The organism is Geoglobus acetivorans (assembly GCF_000789255.1).
Lineage (GTDB): Archaea > Halobacteriota > Archaeoglobi > Archaeoglobales > Archaeoglobaceae > Geoglobus > Geoglobus acetivorans_B.
The window spans coordinates 850804-867086 of record NZ_CP009552.1 but is presented as its reverse complement, the minus strand read 5'-3'; the positions used below and the strand labels follow the sequence as shown (position 1 = coordinate 867086).

The following is a 16283-nucleotide window of genomic DNA, read 5'->3' as shown; positions in this document are numbered from 1 at the left end:
CTTATTTTCTCATTGCCATTTCAAAGAACGAACCCCTTGATGATATGAGTTCCATCACAAGCTGGTACACTTCACTTTTTACATCATCCAGAGGCTGGCCTGCGTCAACCACTCTGATTTCTTCAGACTTTATGCTGAGATACAGCTCTCTCACCCTCTCAAGATACTCTGCTTCCTCGAAAGGCGTAATCTTCTGCCTTTTCTGAATTCTTTTAAGAGCAATGTCTGGACTGACATCAAGCAGTATGGTGAGGTCCGGTTTTGGTGCAATTTCCTCGTTTTTTCTAAGGATTTCCTCCGGGTCTATTCCGAGAGCACCCTGATATGCCACGTTTGAGTAGTAATATCTGTCCATGATAACGCATATCCCTGCATTGACCTTTGGAAGTATGTTTTTGTTCACGTCCTCGATTCTGTCGAGAATGAACAGTTCAAGTTCCTTTTCTGGAGGAAATCTGCTCTCAGAGTTTTTTATCATCTTTCCGTAAACACTGTCACCCGGTTCCTTGAGAACCTCAGCTCTGAATCCGAAATCCTCAAGAATTTCCTTTATGTGTTTTGCGATTGTGGTTTTGCCTGCACCATCTATTCCCTCAACGGCAATGAGAAAACCCATGTTCCTGAATCTGTTCCCAAAATAAAACTGTTTTCCTGCAACCCACAACGGTTTTAATACATCGGTTTCATTGAGTTGATGTGATTGACGAGGCGATAAGGGTCGGTAAAAAACTTGCAGAACAGCATCTGATTGATGGATCGAGCGGTAACCTGAGTTTTGTGGATGGTGGAGAGATGGTTATCACAAAAAGCGGAGCGGTTCTCGATGAGCTCACTCCTGATGACTTTGTGAGGGTGGACTTCAGGGGCACTGACAGGAGCGCCTCATCGGACCTTGAGGTTCACAGGAAGGTATATGAAAAAACAAACTTTCGAGCAGTTCTGCACTGCCACGGCTCATACAATGTCGCTCTTTCCCTCCTTGAGGACGGATTAATCCCTGTTGACCTGGAGGGCAGGATGTTTCTGGGAGAGATCAGGTTCATCGAGGGAAAATTTGGCACGGAAAGGTATGCGGAGCTGATTTCTGATGAAATACGCAAAAATGGCTTTGCCGTTGTGAAGGGTCACGGGATCTATGCCGCAGGCCGGTCTTTTATGGATGCGTTCAAACTGGCGAGCTTTGTGGAACACTCCTGCAAGGTTTACTATCTTGTCAGAGTTTACTCCCTTCTCTGTAAGCAGTAACCGAAAGGTAGAGTCCTACAGCAATTCCGCCCGCTGTTAGCAGTGGCTGGTTTATTATCAGGGCAAAGATAGAGATGAATATGAGCAGTATCCCTCCCAAGAATCTGACAATCAGACGAGCATAGTATTCCTCCACAATTATTTTTAACTGGCACCGTACTTTTAACTGTTATGGATTTGCTCGAACTTCTGAGAATGGCAAAGTCATTTGATGGCAGCCCAGCAGAGCTTCAGTCCGAGCTGAGAAGGTTGAGTGAGAACGTCGTATCGGTTGGAGATGACCTGTCCTTCGTGGTCAGATTCGAGAATGAGCTGAATATCCATGAAGGTTTGATGAATGAGTTTGGCGGCAGGAAAAAGAGACTCTATCCATTCCGCAACGCCTGGTTTTTTGATAAGGGCTACATTGCCTGGGATGGGAGGTTTATGCGTGTGAGCAGAGATATTGATGAAAAAATACTTGAAAAAATATTAGCCAGCCTGAACGCCAAGAGCAGATCTTAGCTTTTCCTGCAGTTCTGCCAGTCTGTCCCTCAGCTTTCCTTCCTGCCTTTCAAGCATGTTCTTTCTGACTTCGTAGGTTTCTATCTTCTCCTGGAGGTCCTTCTCGATTTCCTCTTTTTTGAGCTTGACGAGAACGTTTCCTACTGCCCTGTATGCCACATCCGAATCGGACTTCTGCAGTTCATCAAGTGCATCCTTCGCCTCCTTGATCAGTCCTTCAAGCTGAGCCTTCTGTGAGATTATCAGCTGCAGCTGCTGCTGAACCTGCTGAAGCTGTCCTGCCAGATTCTGAACCTGAGGAGGTAATTCACCCATTTTCTATCACCTCTAATGTACCGATACAGGCTCTAATCAACCTCAAATACGAGTTGACACTCGCTCTCAGAGCGATGAGGTCATCGGCTATTATCTCAATTACGAATTTTTCATCGGTTAAATAAACTTTCGCTCTGCTCCTTCTATCTTCTGGCTTCTCAACAAATATTTCTTTCAGGATTCTGAGCCAGTCCTTTTTTCCGGAGATCTCGATTTTAGCCCTCATAGACCCCGAGGAGTTTTACAGTGAGAACCTCCCTGCCATCGAATGTGAAGATAAGTTTCCCGTCCTTTCTTGCATATACAATTTTTTTCAGATTCAGTTTTCTTGCGAGCTTCTCTCCAGCATCTATCTTTGGCATGGCTCCGAGTATTACCGGGTCGAAAGGAAGTCTGCCTGCAAAGTACACCGGGCTGTCGTCCATTTTTTCTTTCTTTATTGTTCCCACGTTGATCCTCATCGTCATGGATTTTTTGTTTCCAGTGTACAGATCCAGGAACGCTGGATTTCCCTTTATCTCTCTTATGAGCACAATTCTGTCCGATTTCTCGAACAGGTCCTCCATGCTGAGCTTACCTCTCTGCAGGTAATACCAGTTCATGTACCTTGAGATGACCTTTGCAAAGCTCCGGGTCCTCTGGGACGGATCCCTTGAGGTTGTAAGGGTTATCATTGCTTGTAAACGAATACCGGTACTTTACTCCTCCTCACAACGTTATCGGCAGTGCCTCCAAGCAGAGATTTGATCAGACCCTTCCCCGTGCTGGAGATGGCGACGAGTGAAGCGAGTTTTTCATCTACCAGTCTTGAAATCTCTTTGTACGGAGTTCCGCTTTCAATGAACAGGTCTGCTGAAACACCAGCGTTCTCGAATTCCCTTTTGATGCTTTCAAGTTTTTCTATTTGCTCGTCAGACAGCTCTTCACCCTTCTCGATCACGTGGACAATCATAACCTCGTCGGATCCGCCTTTTTCTGCGAACAGTTTAACGTATTCCTTGAGCCGGTCTGATTGTTCGGAAAAGTCGTAGGCAAACAGTATCCTGCTGAAAAGTCTGTCGAACTCCTTTCTGATCTCTCCATTATTTTGGGCAGTCAGTTTCACGACAAGAACCGGTTTCTTGCTTCTCTTCACGACTCCTTCAGAGACGCTGCCGAGGAGAACTCCTGCGAGCAGACCCTTTCCGTGGGATGGGATTACCACTGCATCAACGCCCTTCTCTTCAGCGACATCACATATTGTGGATGATGGTTCGCCCATCCTTATGTCGTCTATAACCGCTTTCACACCCGTTTTTTCTATAAGTTCGGCGAACTTTTTGAGGTTCTGGTTGCTTTCCTCCTCGTAATCGTGTATTACCGCGGGAATGTCGATTCCGGAAACAGGACCGATGAGCCTGTTCAGGTCTATGACATGCGTTATTATTACCTCCTCAAGCCCCACAGATTTGAGGTCCTCAAAAACACAAATACCTTCTTCACTCGCTTTTGAGAAATCTGTCGGGAAAAGGACTTTTTTTATCATGCTATCAAAAATGCAGCACCATCTTAAAATTTTTTTCGAAGTTATCCAATCTTCAGCAGTGAAAAAAAGGGAATAATCAGCCAGCAGAGTATGCGCTTTCGAGTGGTGGGACTATCTCTTTCTTTCTGCTCATAACCTTGTCCAGCCAGACTCTGCTGTTTTCGAGCTTCTTGCCAAACGCTCTTTCAACAACCTTCTCGTCGTCCACGATGGCGAGGAGCAGAGTACCTTCTCTGATTATGTCTGTGAGCATGAGGTAGATTCCGCTGTAGCTGCCTTCCTCCTTTATCTCTGCCATCTTCTGGAGAAGCTCGTCAATCCTCTCCTCTATCAGCTTGAGGTCCACGAGCTCTATCTGTCCTATACCCACCTTCTTCCCGGACATGTTGAAATCCTTGAAGTCTCTCGTTATTATTTCCTCAGCGGTAAGTTTCTCAACATCTGAGAGCTTGGACTTTACCTGAATGCCAAACGTGTTCAGATCCTCAATTCCGGCAATCTTTGCCAGCTCCTCAGCAGCATTGATGTCCTTCTCCGTTGTTGTCGGTGATTTGAAAATCACCGTATCGCTGAGGATTGCTGAGAGGAGAATTCCTGCAATTTCCTTGCTGATTTCCACGTTGTAATAGTCGTAAAGTGTCTTGACAACAGTCGCTGTGGAGCCCACAGGCATTGCGAGGAAGAATATGGGGTTTGGAGTGGTCACGTCACCAATCTTGTGATGGTCTATTATTTCGACGATTTCAGCCTTGTCCAGATTCTCGACACACTGGGAAACATCGCTGTGATCGACGAGAATCAGCTTCTTATCCGTGCCATCAGTAACAAGTTCCGGTACATCGAAACCGAACTTTTCCAGTACAAATGCGGTTTCAGGGTTTATTTCTCCGTTTCTGGCCGCTTTTACGTCAACGCCAAGCTTTTTCTTAAGTTCTGCATAAGCGATAGCTGAGCATATGCTGTCTGTGTCCGGATTTTTATGTCCGATAACATATATCATGCTACTTGCTTGCACTCATCATCTTAAAAAAATTTTCCAGGATTTCAGCTATCTCAAACTCCACACGACAGCAACGCCATTGCCGAGAATCTCGCAGCTTTTTATTTTGAACTTTACAGGCACATCAAAAGATTTTCCTGATACAAGGGTGGGGGCATCAGCACCACCAATAACAATCCCGGAATAGAAAACTCTGATTTCGTCCACAAGCCCCTCCTTGATTAGTGAATGGTTTATCTCACTTCCTCCCTCGACCATCAGCTTTCTCACGCCTGCCTCCCACAGGTACTCCATCAGGGCTCTCAGATTCACTCTTTTCTCTCCGGCGATGAGTATTTCGGCCTTCTTCCTTAGTTTCTCTATCCTCTCCCCGTCAGCTTGCTCTGAAACTGCAATTACTGTCCTGGCATCTCTGTTAAGCACCTGGGCATTGAGGGGTGTTCTGGCCAGACTATCCGCCACCACTCTCACCGGATTTGGCGGCAATCCCTGTCTGACCCTCTCTTCTCTCAGATCGGGGTTTTTCACGGTGAGTTTTGGATCATCAGAGAGGACGGTTCCAATCCCGACAAGAATCGCATCGCTTTCTGCCCTCAGCCTGTCAACCACTGCAAAATCTTCAGGGCTTGAGATTTTCACCTGCTCTCTTCTCTCGTTGCTTATCTTTCCGTCAAGACTCATTGCAGAATTTATGAAAACAAACGGTCTTCTCATAGCAGGCTCTCAAGATATTTCTTTGCCTCTGCAACCTTTGATGGGTCCCTTCCTGAAAACTTTACAAGCACGTACCCTGGTTTCGGATACGACCCTATCTCAACTTCAGGGAACTTTTCGACGACCTTGTGGAGCTGGTTCACTATGTTCTCCTCATACCCATCGATTCTCAGGTAATCCACATGGTAATCTTCCTTGGAGAACCTTCTGACGATCTTTCCGAATGTGTCCCTCATCTCGTTTGGCACACCGGGCAGTGCTGCAACCTTGTCAATCACAAATGCCGGAACAACGCCAACACTGTTCTCTATTATCTCTGCGCCCATCGGTACCTGAGAGACCTTGTTTATAACCTCTCTCTTGTCAGTCCATCTTTTCACGAATCTTTCCACCTCATCGCTGTGAATGAGCCTTCTCCCGATTGCCTTTGCAATTCCTTCAGCGGTAACGTCGTCATGTGTGGCTCCGAGACCTCCGGTTACGAAGACAAAATCGTATCTGAGCAACCTTTTCAGTTCTTCAGCAATGTCCTCGACTTTGTCCGGAACCGTAACTATCCTCTCAACCCTGTGTCCCATCATGGTGAGCTTTTTGGCAATGTAATTTGCGTTACTTTCCTGAACCTCTCCACTCAGTATTTCATTTCCAACAACCAAGATGGCAAATTTCATTTCATTCACCTTTTGGAACCTTCACACTGTTAAGCACGTCCTCCACAATCCTCTCCTGATTTTCTCCCTCTATTTCGTATTCTATTTTAAGCATTATTCTGTGGGCAAGGCAGTCAACTGCAACGCTTTTAACGTCATCCGGAATTACGTAGTTCCTGCCATCCATCAGCGCCAGAGATCTTGCCATTTTCAGCAGAGCAAGACCCCCTCTCGGACTTGATCCAATCTCAACCATCTCATGACTCCTGGTTGCTCTGACGATTTCGGATATATACTTAAGTATTTTCTCATCTACAAAAACGTTTTCCGTCATCATCTGCATTTCTCTGAATTCCTGCAAACTCACTGCGGGCTTTACAAGCTCAATCGGATCGTCCATCTTCCATGAAATCCTCCTTCTGAGAATTTCCATTTCATCATCGACACTTTCCGGATATCCCGGTTTCAGTCTGATCAGAAATCTGTCAATCTGGGCTTCCGGCAGGGGGTAAGTGCCTTCCTGTTCCACCGGGTTCTGGGTTGCAAGAACAAAAAAGGGTTCGGGCAATCTCAGAGTCTCACCCTCGATCGTAACCTGCCTCTCCTCCATTGCTTCAAGCAAAGCTGACTGAGTTTTTGGTGGACTTCTGTTGATCTCGTCGGCAAGCAGAACATGTGTGAATATTGGCCCCTTCTGCAGCACAAATTTTCCGTCTCTCAGTATTTTGGTTCCGGTAATGTCTGAAGGGAGCAAATCTGGAGTGAACTGGATTCTGCTGTAGTCTGCTCCGATGGCTCTGGCGAAAACTTTCGCAAGGAGAGTCTTTCCGAGTCCCGGAAAGTCCTCGAAAAGAACATTCCCGTTTGAAAGAGCCGCTGCAAGAACTCTCTTTATCACGTCTTTCTTTCCCACAAAATACTCTGAAACGACTTCCAGAATTTCTTCAGACTTTTTAACAAAGACCTCAGTCTCCATATTCCCCACCAGCCTCTTTCATTTTGTTTTTAATACTTTCAAGTTTTTTAAGCCTCCTTTTCTTGTTTCTTGACTGGATTATTGCCTTTTCAAAGCCGAATGCATATTTTGGCATCTTTTCAGGAGGGATCAGGTCACGCAACACCTGTTCAGCTTTGAGAGGCGAAACACCTGCCTTACCGAATGTGTGTGAAATCAGGACTGCGAGGGGTAGCGGATCTCCGTTTTCCAGATACTCTTTTTCTGCTCTCTCTGCCAGAGTTTCGAAGTCCATCCTCTCCTGATTTTCCACTTCTTCCTCTATTTCGAATCTGAGCTTTCCTGCAAGGTAGTAAATTGCCCCTGCGACTATCAGCCAGTCTCCAAGGCTCTTTAACCCCGGAGCAAGTATCGGACGAAGTTCTGTGTAGTAGATGCCTGCAAGCCCTGCAATAAATCCTATTGCGAACCTCTGCGATACGAGAAATTCGAATTTTTCTGAGAAGAGACTGAGAACGGACGTAATCGCCAGGAAGCCTGTAATCGCCGACAGCATAACTCTGTATCTGTACAGGGGAACGGATTCGGGGATGAATAGGAGCGATGCTGCGATTAACGCTATGCCTGCCGGGGAGAGGTATGCACCCCAGCGATATCTTGCTGGAAATGCGGTAAGGGCCAGTCCAGCTGAAAACAGGATTGTGAAGTTATCGGAACCGGTGACCAGGTATTCACCACTCTGGCTGAAAAAGTAATAGGCTGCTGCAAATGCCACGGGAACCTTCACAACTTCAAGCCTGCCAATTCTGCTGAGAATCTCATACATGACCAGAAGCCCGGTGAGGATTATGGTTGGCATGTAATCTCCAGTCTGAATGTATTTCACGGCCATCAGGACTATGCCTGCTCCTCCGATGATCCATCTCATTTCAAACTCCTCCTCAGGTCGGTATAGATCTCAAACGCCTCTACAAACTCCTGCCTGGAATATTCTCTTTTTCCAGCATACTCGTAGAGTTCAAACAGCCTGAGAAACTTCTCTCTTTTTTCAGATTTTACGAGTTCCATGATCTCTCTCGCTGTTAAATTTTCGGGATCTACACCTCTCCTTCGTATCTCGTTTTCGAACATTCTGTAAACCTCTTCAACACCTTTACCGTAATCCTCCACTATTAGAACTGCAACTTTCGTTTTTTTCCTTATTTTCCCGTCTTTAATTGCGCTGACGGTGATCTCCTTCAGCCCCGGTGAACTGAAAGCAACCCTGTTGCTCAGGATTCTGCTGTCGGAGGTTATGGTGTATGGGAAGTTTGATCTGACCGAAATCTCTATCTCCTCGCCAACTCCCCATATATCGGGAAGTTCGGGATACTCTTTTTTCAGCTTCACTTCAAGTCTCGGATGGAAGCGATAATAATAGGCGTAAATGGCTGGAGCCAGTAAAGCTGGCGGAATCAGGTACATGAACAAGTTTGCCGGGGAATATTTGATTTCCGCCGGAAAATGGTATCTGTCTCCGGGGTAATTTATTCTCACCTCCCCGCCAGTTTTTTCAGTGACAGCAACACCATTTTTGAGTTCAACGGGCATCTCGTTGACGAATATGGTGCCGTTGAGTCTGTTGCCAAATGAATCCGAAACCCTGATCTCGAGATAACCGTTTTTCTCCTCTGCCTTGATGATCGTCCTGGCTTTGGCAGATAGCGTAACGCTGGTTTCAACCCCACCGGTTCTGAAATTGAGCGTGTATGGTCCGGGAGATTCGGGTTTCAGAGTGAGATTCAGCGTTCCGTTAATTCTGTAGATCTCACCGTTTACCTCAATCAGCCCCTCATAGGGCTCCCCGTTAAAGTCAACGTGGATTGCTATCGTGCTCTCCTTTCCTGCAGTGATTTCTGAAGGTTCGGCTGCAATTTTCAGAGTGCCTGCACGAACATGTTTTTCCACGCTGGCTTCAGCACACAAATCCTGGCGGGGGAACAGAATTCTTATTTCGTGTTCGCCCTCAGATAACTTCACGGGGATCGAGAATGAACCGTTATTTTCCGTTAAAATGGTTTTGTTTACTCCGTCTATGTAAACCATCACCAGACTTTCGTTCTGGCTTGCACTGCACGTTACGCTGCCCTTCAGCAGGAATTCTGTTGGGATGGGGTCATCCAGATTGGTCAGTATTTCGGTTTTTTCGTAAACGACAACTTCAGGGTCGCTCCACGAATCTGAATAAAGAAGGCTTCCGGTATAGTGGGCAACTATGCTGAACTTACCTGTCTCGTTTACGACCTTCGAAAGGCTGAAGCTGCTATTGGTGATGGGTGAAATGCCAATCAGTTCACCTGAGCTTGAGTTCTTGCTCTCCTTCAGGTATATTTCCACGTAACCGTTTTCAACGGCTCTGCCATCCTTCAGCTTCACCGTCCCGGTTACGTTTAAAGGCTGACCGGCTAAGATTTCACTGCTCCAGGATGTGATCGAGGTCACAGTGGGGATCCTCAGTCTGTAAGGTGGTGTCGGGTCGAATTCAATCCATCTGTCTCCTATTTTGACTTCGGCCCACATATGTGCCTGACATGAATAAACAACCTGTTCACCCGATACCGGCTTTGCAAGGTATCCAAAAACCGCTCTTGCGGGCAAATCCACTGCGGTTGCGAGTGCCACAAACGCCGAGGCGAAGTGAACACATATTCCCTTTCTCTCAACGAAGAGAAAGTCATAGATCATGTCGCCACTGTCGTTGAAGTACGGTGAATACTCGTAAGAGGACTTCAGGTATTCCTCAATCAATCTGGCTTTTTCATAATCGCCTGTGGCATTTTTTGTGATTTCCTCGGCAAGAGTTTTTATTCTTTCAAATTTTTCCCGATCGAGATCAATCTTTGCGAGGGCAGCATTCTCGTTTGTTCTCAGGTCTGAGACGTATATTCCGTAAAATCTGGTTACGTTGCCCTCCACGTTGAATATGCCTGCTGATCTGTTGTATCCTGACGGGAGCGAAATCGACACTGTATCCTTCGGTACAGGAACTGACTCGATGGTTGCGAGAGGTGTTACTGAAAAGATTTTGCCCAGCTCGGCTCCGGGACTGTCGGAATAACTCAGGTCCTCAATGATCCACTTTCCGTCCCTGTACTCTGAGCTGACATCCGTTCTGAGGTGTGTGTGTTCAGCGTCCAGTCCTGAGATTGTGAAAATGGGCATGCACACTGGATTGTTCGTGTTTGCAACGCTCACCTCGTCCTGACTGACGGGATACTGGTTTTCCGGACCGCTGGATGTGAACAGCCCTTCCCCGATTAGACCCGGAAGACCTGTGTTGCTGAAGTCCAGTGATCTCAGAAACGATCCGAGAATCAGAATTCCAAGTATCACTGCAACTGCCATTGCCTGACTCTTCACTTCCACCACCACATTGCCCAGAGCGCCATCAGAATTGCAAATGCTGCAATGAGTGCCTGCACGAATCCTGCATCCAGACGGGGAATGCCGCTGAGGATGTTGTAATAGGCGGCCAGGATTACGAGAACGAGCATGAACGTCGGCAAATAGCCGTAGCCCTTTCCGTGATTGCTTTCAAACACCCTGTGATTTTCCACCCCTTCTGCAAACACCGAAACTATAAACGCAGAAAATATGATGTATGCGGTTTCCATTGAAAATGGAAAGTTCAGCAAACCTGCTATCTCCTTTGAAATGTCTCTGAAGCCAAGATAGTATATGCTATCCAGGATGCCCTCAAAAACCTCGAATCCTGTTGCCGATGGTAGAATGGTGAGCATTAAAAGAACTATGAAATACGGGATGCTGAAAACAGACCTGTTGGCCAGGTAGGCGATTACCGGTATTGCGACGATGGTGTACACCACAGCATCCGGGATAAACATCTTTACGAATCCGTAAAGAGGCGTTTGTATGAAATGATTGACCGAAACGATTCCGGATATCACTGCAAGTGTGAGGGAAAGGTGTCTGTAGTTCATACCACCACCAGCCTGTTTTCCGGTTCGGCTCCCGATTTGATTTTCTCTTTTGTAATGCAACCCAGGATCAATCCGGCAATCTCATTCTCCGGCTGTTTGCCACGGCACATTGCAATCCTGAACGTAAGACCTGTCCTGGCAAGCTCCTTCCCGATTTTCAGGCTGTCGAACGGTGATGTGATGTATATGATGTGTGGCTGGTAATACAGCATCAGCTTCTTTGCCTCGGAGAATGTGTTCAATACGGATTTTCCTGAAAACTCGGCATTGCTGAGCTCCTTTAGAATTCTCATAAACTGTTTTCTTCCATAATCCGGATAAACGGTTTTTCCAGAGCCAGTCAGGGTCAGAGCGACCTTGTGTCCTCTTTTTGTGTAAAAGTATGCCAGTGAGGCGGCGAGTGTGAGGGCACTGTCCAGGTACGTGCTGTCAGAGTATGCATCCTCTGTTGTGTTTATCAGAAGCCAGATCGTTCTTTTGCCTTCCACCTCGAAATCATTGACGAGCACCTCTCCCTTTCTTGCCGTAGCCTTCCAGTTGATGAATTTTACAGGATCGCCGGGATGGTAAAGCCTGACCTCTCTGAAATCGGTACCCGGAACACCTATCTTTGATCTGTCTATGTCCGGTATGCTGTTTTTCGTTTTCACCCTTCTGGCTCCGATTTTTCTGATTTTCCTAACTCTGACCTTAATTTCTACAAATTTTTCCAGGTCGATAACGTCCTCTCTTCGATTGACTAAAAACGGGTTCTCGAAAACCAGACTGAATTTTCCGAAGTTTCTCAACCCTCTTCTGGTAACTTTTCCCCTGCAGGTTAGACTGAATTTTCTGAAAAACGGGACAAATCCTCCCGTAACATGATCAGAGTGGTTTTCACTCGAGTCTTCCACATCGTATTTTATCCTCACGTATCCGAATCCGAGGACTGTGAAATCTGCCCGTACGTGGAATTCGTCACCAACGTAAACTGGACCTGATAAATGAAAGTTCTCAACCCTCACGAGCATCCTGGCGGGAAACAGGAAAAATATGGCGGGTATTACTGCGAGGTAGAGTAATTTTTCCGATATGACGAGGACCGAGAGAAGTATTACTGCGATCAGAGACTCCATGAGTTTTTTCTCGATGATCTGCATCTCCAGCATACTTTTGAAAAAAAGCAGATAAATCTTTTGACATAACGTTGTCAGGGTTAACCGGATTCTTTAAGAGGGCTGAATTTCTGATTGAATAAATCCCGTATCACTTTCCTGTCAGTCCAATTTTTACATGGTAAATATAAAATACTGGACATTTTCTATGTTATTCGTGGTGGTGATGAGATCTCTCCGGAACATGGACTGGATTATCCTCGCTGCAGTTGTTCTGGCCATGCTTGCATTTCCTGTTAAGGGCCAGAATATAACAGTGGATGCGAAAATAACCTACAAGATGATTTCAGTTGACCTTGTTGAGGACGAGTTTACCCTGAAGTTCAAGAACACCAACGAAAATCAGGTGGAGGTGCTGAATTTCGTTCTGACCATTCCTGAATCTGACATGGCCAAGGTTGTCGGGGTTAACGAGAAACCTTCTGGTTATTACAAGCTCACCCGTACTACGGATGAGAACGGGAGAAGATATGCCGTCATAAAGATAGAAAAAACGCTGAGACCTTTTGAGGAATATCAGATAACCATAAAGAGGGAGCTCAAAAACGCACTGGAAGCTCTGGGCGAAAACACGTACTCTTTTGGAACCTATGAATTCCCTTCATATTTCAGGGGATTCGGGTACAATGTTGAGAGGTTCAGAATATTCCTTGACTTTCCCGATTCGCTCTTCTCAAATTACAACATTCTGACCGTCTCCTCCAACTCAAAGTTCTATTACAAATCACTGAACAGGATTGACGGCATTGACTGGGACTTCATAAACCCACCCGATCAGATAAGCGTCTATGTAACCTTTGAAAAGGTGCCGAATTTTTACCTCCTGAACATCATGGGTGCCGCTCTCACAGTTCTTGCTTTCACTGGGCTGTTTTACTACAACCTCAGAATCGAAAAAAGGCTGAAAAGGCATGATATCGTCAAGAACCCTCCTTGGAGTGGAGAATTGCTATCCAAAATGAAGGAAATGATACGTAATGCTGAGAAGGAAATTCTGATCACCTCTCCGCACATTTACTACACTGACTGGCTCACTGCAGAACTTCAGCCCCTGATGGGGAAGGGCGTGAAATTCAGAATTGTAACCTGGCCCAGTTACAGAAGAGACGTTTACAAAAACGTTGAGGATGTTCAGGAGGACAGGAAACAGTTTTTCACACTTAAGAGGTTCCTCGAGATGTTCCCTCCGGGAAGTGTCAAGCTCAACGACAACATTCACGCAAAGATGGTGATCGTTGATGAGAGGGAGGTTCTTGTAACGACCGCCAACCTGTCCCAGACAGGGCTCTATGAGAACTATGAAATAGGTTTTTATGCCGAAAACCCTGCACTGGCAAAGAAGGCCAAGGAATTTTTCGAGGCTGTGTGGGGGTCAGAGGACTCGATATCTCTCGACCATGATACCATCGACCCCAAGGTTGCCTGGGCCCTGATCATGGACATAAAAAGCAGAAGGGAGGTGGAAAAATGATTTTCGATGAAATCGGAAGTTTTCCTCTCCCCGAGGGAATATCTCGCGACTGGATTGGGGAAAACCTTCATTCCAGAGAGTATGCCGAGATGGTGAGGAGAGCGTTTCTGATGAAGGTTAACGCCGGTGTTGACCTTCCCACGTATCCTCAGTTCAGGGATATGAACCGGATGTTTCTCGATTTAATTAAGAATCCCGAGTATCAGGAGGATGTATATCTGATCAAAAAGGAGTTTGCCAGGATAGGAGAGGTCGAGGCCTTACTGGAAATGGACGTTGACAAGCTGAGAGTTTGCATAACCGGGCCGTTTGAGCTGTATTATCGTGAGTTCGGTCCGGTAATTTACGATGACGTTCTCGAAAAGATTTCCATTTCTGTAGGGAGGTTTGTGGAAAACCTTGATGGAGCTGTGGTGAGGTGCATCAGCCTCGATGAACCAAGTCTCGGAACAAACCCTGAACTGCAGCCAACCGAAGACCAGCTTGAGATTGCCTATGAAAACATAAATTTTGATGGAGACGTTCAGATACATCTCCATTCGCCGCTCTACTACACCAAAATTCTGGGTATTGAATCCATAAATGTGGTGGGTATTGAATCGGCGAAAGATGAGAGGGCAATGGAGTTTGTTGATAGAGAGGAGCTTGAATCCGCCGACAAGTATGTACGTGTTGGCATTGCAAGGAGTGATATTGATGGCATAGTTGCAGAATACAACGCAAGGACAGGGAGCAATGCCTGGAAGGATAAAAATGAGATACTGAAGGCGATTGACACAATCGAAAGTCCTGAGGTTATAAAGGAGCGGATACTCAAAGCTCAGAGACTCTTTGGTGAAAGACTGAAGTACATCGGACCGGACTGCGGACTCTTCAGCTTTCCGTCTCAGGAGCATGCGGTGAAACTCCTTGAAAATATAAACGAGGCGAGAAGATTGCTATGACAGACTACTTTGCGTTTTTCATAACTGCTTTTACCACACTTTTCATCATAATCGACCCGCCCGGAAACATCCCCACATTCATGGCTCTGACGGAGGGCATGGACGCAAGGCTTGTGAAAAGGATATCCGAGAAAGCAACGCTCATCGGTGCGGTCATCCTCATAATATTCGTGTTTGCCGGCTGGGCAGTAATGGAGTTTTTCTCAATTTCGATTGAGGCTCTGAAAATAGCCGGCGGTTTGATGATGTTCATAATTTCCGTTGACATACTCTTTGGCAGGAAGTCGAGAGAAATTTATGAGGAGAAAGGGAAGAGCAGCGCCGATATAGACTCTATTGCGGTGTTTCCGCTTGCACTTCCACTCTACAGTGGTCCGGGGGCGATTACAGCGGTTGTTGTTCTCTCGTCCGGGGTAGACCTGGTTGGCAAAATGCTGGTGGTTCTCGCGGTGGTACTCGTTTATGTCATAGTCAGACTCACGCATGTTTATTCCCTTCTCCTGATGAGAATACTCGGCAGGAGCGGTTCAGACATAATTGCGAGAGTGATGGCAATACTTCTTGCAGCAATCAGCGTTGAGTACATTCTCGACGGCATAATAAGCAAGGTGAGCGGGTTATGATCTATCTTCACCCTCTCATCAGGGAGAGGCTGGACAGGAGGAAGAGGGTGGCGATAGGACTTTACCGGTTTGACAGCACAAGTGAGGAGAGGGTCCTGAATGCGGTTGATCTAGCCTCTGAATTTGCAGATGTTGTTGTGGTTGATGAGGGTGAGGAGACGGAAAGGAAGCTTATCGAATTGCTCGAGAAGGGGAGGGTTTATTCTGCCGTCAGGGGCACCGCAAGAGCGTCCTCACTTCTGAGACTGCTCAGGAAAAGCTTCAGTCCCATGAGGGTAGCGGTTCTTGAAGATGCAGACGGTTATCTCTTTCTGCTGTCTCCCGTTGGCGTTGATGAGGGAGAAAGCGTTCGGGAAAAAGTGATGCTGGCCGGTTTTTCCAGAGAACTTGCAGAAAAGCTCGGACTGAATGCCGGCGTTGCGGTTCTTGCAGGTGGGAGGTACGGAGATCTGGGCAGGAGTGAGCGAGTTGATCGAACTCTTGCCGAAGCTGAACTGGTCGCAAAACTGGTTGGTGGCAGGAATTACGAGATAAAACTGGAGGAGGCTGTCAGAGAGGGTGTGGTTATAGCACCGGATGGCATATCCGGAAACCTGATTTTCAGAAGTCTCTGCTATCTTGGCAGCGGAAGGGAATATGGTGCGGTGTACTTCAACATCCCGTATCGGCTGGTGGATACGAGCAGAAGTCAGACGTCTGAGGGTTTTGCCAGAGCAATAGCTCTTGCGTCGGTGATTTAAATGAGACGTTACCCTGAGCGACCGCTGGTTGGTGTTGGGGCCGTAATTGTCAGGGACAGAAAAATACTTCTCGTTAAGAGGGCGAATGAGCCGAATAAGGGCAAGTGGTCCGTGCCAGGTGGCCTTGTGAGGAGGGGCGAAAGGCTTGAAGAAGCCCTTGAGAGGGAGATAAGAGAGGAGCTTGGTGTGGAAGTGGTTGTAAAGGACGTTGCCTGTGTTACGGATGAAGTCATACTTGACGAAAATGGGGTGGTTGAGTACCACTACGTCATAATTGACTTCTTTGCGGAAATAACCGGGGAACCCAGAGCCATGAGCGATGCCGAGGAAGTTGCCTGGGTTGAGCTTGACGACATTGAAAGCGTTGATGTGGTTGACTTTGTCAAAAAACTTGCCGCTAAAATTGAGGGGGCTGTAACCGGGACGTATTTGAGATAGCACAGTATAAATATCCGTTCAGGTA

At 46.6% G+C, this 16283-nt stretch carries 21 protein-coding genes; 7 read left to right on the top strand and 14 right to left on the bottom strand.

The window, feature by feature from the left end; all coding sequences use genetic code 11:
- Window position 1: 1 nt before the first annotated feature.
- Window positions 2-616 carry a dTMP kinase gene (gene tmk / locus GACE_RS05145; RefSeq protein ID WP_048093677.1) on the bottom strand — a complete coding sequence of 205 codons (615 nt, stop codon included), beginning with the start codon at window positions 614-616 and terminating at the stop codon, window positions 2-4.
- An 80-nt stretch (window positions 617-696) separates the two neighbouring features.
- On the opposite strand from tmk, the gene GACE_RS05140 reads away from it, so the two are divergent.
- On the top strand, window positions 697-1245 hold the full coding sequence (locus GACE_RS05140) for a class II aldolase/adducin family protein (protein ID WP_048091751.1): 549 nt from the start codon (window positions 697-699) through the stop codon (window positions 1243-1245).
- Here the strand turns inward: GACE_RS05140 and GACE_RS11695 are convergent.
- Window positions 1214-1381, bottom strand: coding sequence for a hypothetical protein (locus GACE_RS11695; RefSeq protein WP_158413813.1), 168 nt, complete (start codon window positions 1379-1381; stop codon window positions 1214-1216). The two genes, GACE_RS05140 and GACE_RS11695, sit on opposite strands and share 32 nt — an antisense overlap.
- Window positions 1382-1416: 35 nt before the next feature.
- On the opposite strand from GACE_RS11695, the gene GACE_RS05135 reads away from it, so the two are divergent.
- Window positions 1417-1749 carry a hypothetical protein gene (locus GACE_RS05135; protein ID WP_048091750.1) on the top strand — a complete coding sequence of 111 codons (333 nt, stop codon included), beginning with the start codon at window positions 1417-1419 and terminating at the stop codon, window positions 1747-1749.
- On the opposite strand, the gene GACE_RS05130 is transcribed toward GACE_RS05135, so the two are convergent.
- The 12 genes from GACE_RS05130 to GACE_RS05075 form a co-directional block, all read right to left on the bottom strand.
- Complete coding sequence (locus GACE_RS05130; RefSeq protein ID WP_048091748.1) at window positions 1717-2064, bottom strand: prefoldin subunit beta; 348 nt, start codon at window positions 2062-2064, stop codon at window positions 1717-1719. The two genes, GACE_RS05135 and GACE_RS05130, sit on opposite strands and share 33 nt — an antisense overlap.
- Window positions 2057-2290, bottom strand: a complete 234-nt coding sequence (locus GACE_RS05125; RefSeq protein ID WP_048091746.1) for a KEOPS complex subunit Pcc1 — start codon at window positions 2288-2290, stop codon at window positions 2057-2059. Before GACE_RS05125 ends, GACE_RS05130 begins: the two co-directional genes overlap by 8 nt.
- Complete coding sequence (locus tag GACE_RS05120; protein WP_318249305.1) at window positions 2280-2738, bottom strand: rRNA maturation protein; 459 nt, start codon at window positions 2736-2738, stop codon at window positions 2280-2282. The genes GACE_RS05125 and GACE_RS05120 overlap by 11 nt, the downstream gene beginning before the upstream one ends.
- The gene (locus GACE_RS05115; RefSeq protein ID WP_048091744.1) at window positions 2735-3589 is read right to left on the bottom strand and encodes a universal stress protein; all 855 of its coding nucleotides are present in this window, start codon (window positions 3587-3589) and stop codon (window positions 2735-2737) included. Before GACE_RS05115 ends, GACE_RS05120 begins: the two co-directional genes overlap by 4 nt.
- A gap of 76 nt (window positions 3590-3665) precedes the next feature.
- Window positions 3666-4589, bottom strand: coding sequence for a manganese-dependent inorganic pyrophosphatase (locus GACE_RS05110; protein WP_048091742.1), 924 nt, complete (start codon window positions 4587-4589; stop codon window positions 3666-3668).
- Between the two features lie 48 nt (window positions 4590-4637).
- Entirely contained in the window at window positions 4638-5303 is a 666-nt protein-coding gene (locus tag GACE_RS05105; protein WP_048091741.1) for a 2,5-diamino-6-(ribosylamino)-4(3H)-pyrimidinone 5'-phosphate reductase, read from the bottom strand.
- Window positions 5300-5974: a competence/damage-inducible protein A gene (locus GACE_RS05100; RefSeq protein WP_048091740.1), complete on the bottom strand. Its 675-nt coding sequence runs from the start codon at window positions 5972-5974 to the stop codon at window positions 5300-5302. Before GACE_RS05100 ends, GACE_RS05105 begins: the two co-directional genes overlap by 4 nt.
- Window position 5975: 1 nt before the next feature.
- Window positions 5976-6929, bottom strand: a complete 954-nt coding sequence (locus tag GACE_RS05095) for an AAA family ATPase (protein ID WP_048091739.1) — start codon at window positions 6927-6929, stop codon at window positions 5976-5978.
- Window positions 6919-7836, bottom strand: a complete 918-nt coding sequence (locus GACE_RS05090) for a hypothetical protein (RefSeq protein WP_048091737.1) — start codon at window positions 7834-7836, stop codon at window positions 6919-6921. The genes GACE_RS05095 and GACE_RS05090 overlap by 11 nt, the downstream gene beginning before the upstream one ends.
- Window positions 7833-10313 (bottom strand): transglutaminase domain-containing protein, encoded by a 2481-nt coding sequence (locus tag GACE_RS05085; RefSeq protein WP_048091735.1) that lies wholly within the window; start codon window positions 10311-10313, stop codon window positions 7833-7835. The genes GACE_RS05090 and GACE_RS05085 overlap by 4 nt, the downstream gene beginning before the upstream one ends.
- On the bottom strand, window positions 10304-10888 hold the full coding sequence (locus GACE_RS05080) for a hypothetical protein (RefSeq protein ID WP_048091733.1): 585 nt from the start codon (window positions 10886-10888) through the stop codon (window positions 10304-10306). Before GACE_RS05080 ends, GACE_RS05085 begins: the two co-directional genes overlap by 10 nt.
- Window positions 10885-12027, bottom strand: a complete 1143-nt coding sequence (locus GACE_RS05075) for a DUF58 domain-containing protein (protein WP_158413812.1) — start codon at window positions 12025-12027, stop codon at window positions 10885-10887. Before GACE_RS05075 ends, GACE_RS05080 begins: the two co-directional genes overlap by 4 nt.
- Before the next feature lie 181 nt (window positions 12028-12208).
- On the opposite strand from GACE_RS05075, the gene GACE_RS05070 reads away from it, so the two are divergent.
- The 5 genes from GACE_RS05070 to GACE_RS05050 are packed head-to-tail and all read left to right on the top strand — an operon-like array spanning window position 12209 to window position 16258.
- Window positions 12209-13513, top strand: coding sequence for a phospholipase D-like domain-containing protein (locus GACE_RS05070; protein ID WP_158413811.1), 1305 nt, complete (start codon window positions 12209-12211; stop codon window positions 13511-13513).
- Window positions 13510-14457: a methionine synthase gene (locus tag GACE_RS05065; RefSeq protein WP_048091727.1), complete on the top strand. Its 948-nt coding sequence runs from the start codon at window positions 13510-13512 to the stop codon at window positions 14455-14457. The genes GACE_RS05070 and GACE_RS05065 overlap by 4 nt, the downstream gene beginning before the upstream one ends.
- Entirely contained in the window at window positions 14454-15080 is a 627-nt protein-coding gene (locus GACE_RS05060; protein ID WP_048091725.1) for a MarC family protein, read from the top strand. The genes GACE_RS05065 and GACE_RS05060 overlap by 4 nt, the downstream gene beginning before the upstream one ends.
- Window positions 15077-15820, top strand: coding sequence for a hypothetical protein (locus GACE_RS05055; protein ID WP_052400227.1), 744 nt, complete (start codon window positions 15077-15079; stop codon window positions 15818-15820). The genes GACE_RS05060 and GACE_RS05055 overlap by 4 nt, the downstream gene beginning before the upstream one ends.
- A complete protein-coding gene (locus GACE_RS05050) occupies window positions 15821-16258 on the top strand; it encodes an NUDIX hydrolase (protein WP_048091723.1) in 438 nt (145 codons plus the stop codon). It abuts the gene before it with no gap.
- Window positions 16259-16283 lie beyond the last annotated feature (25 nt).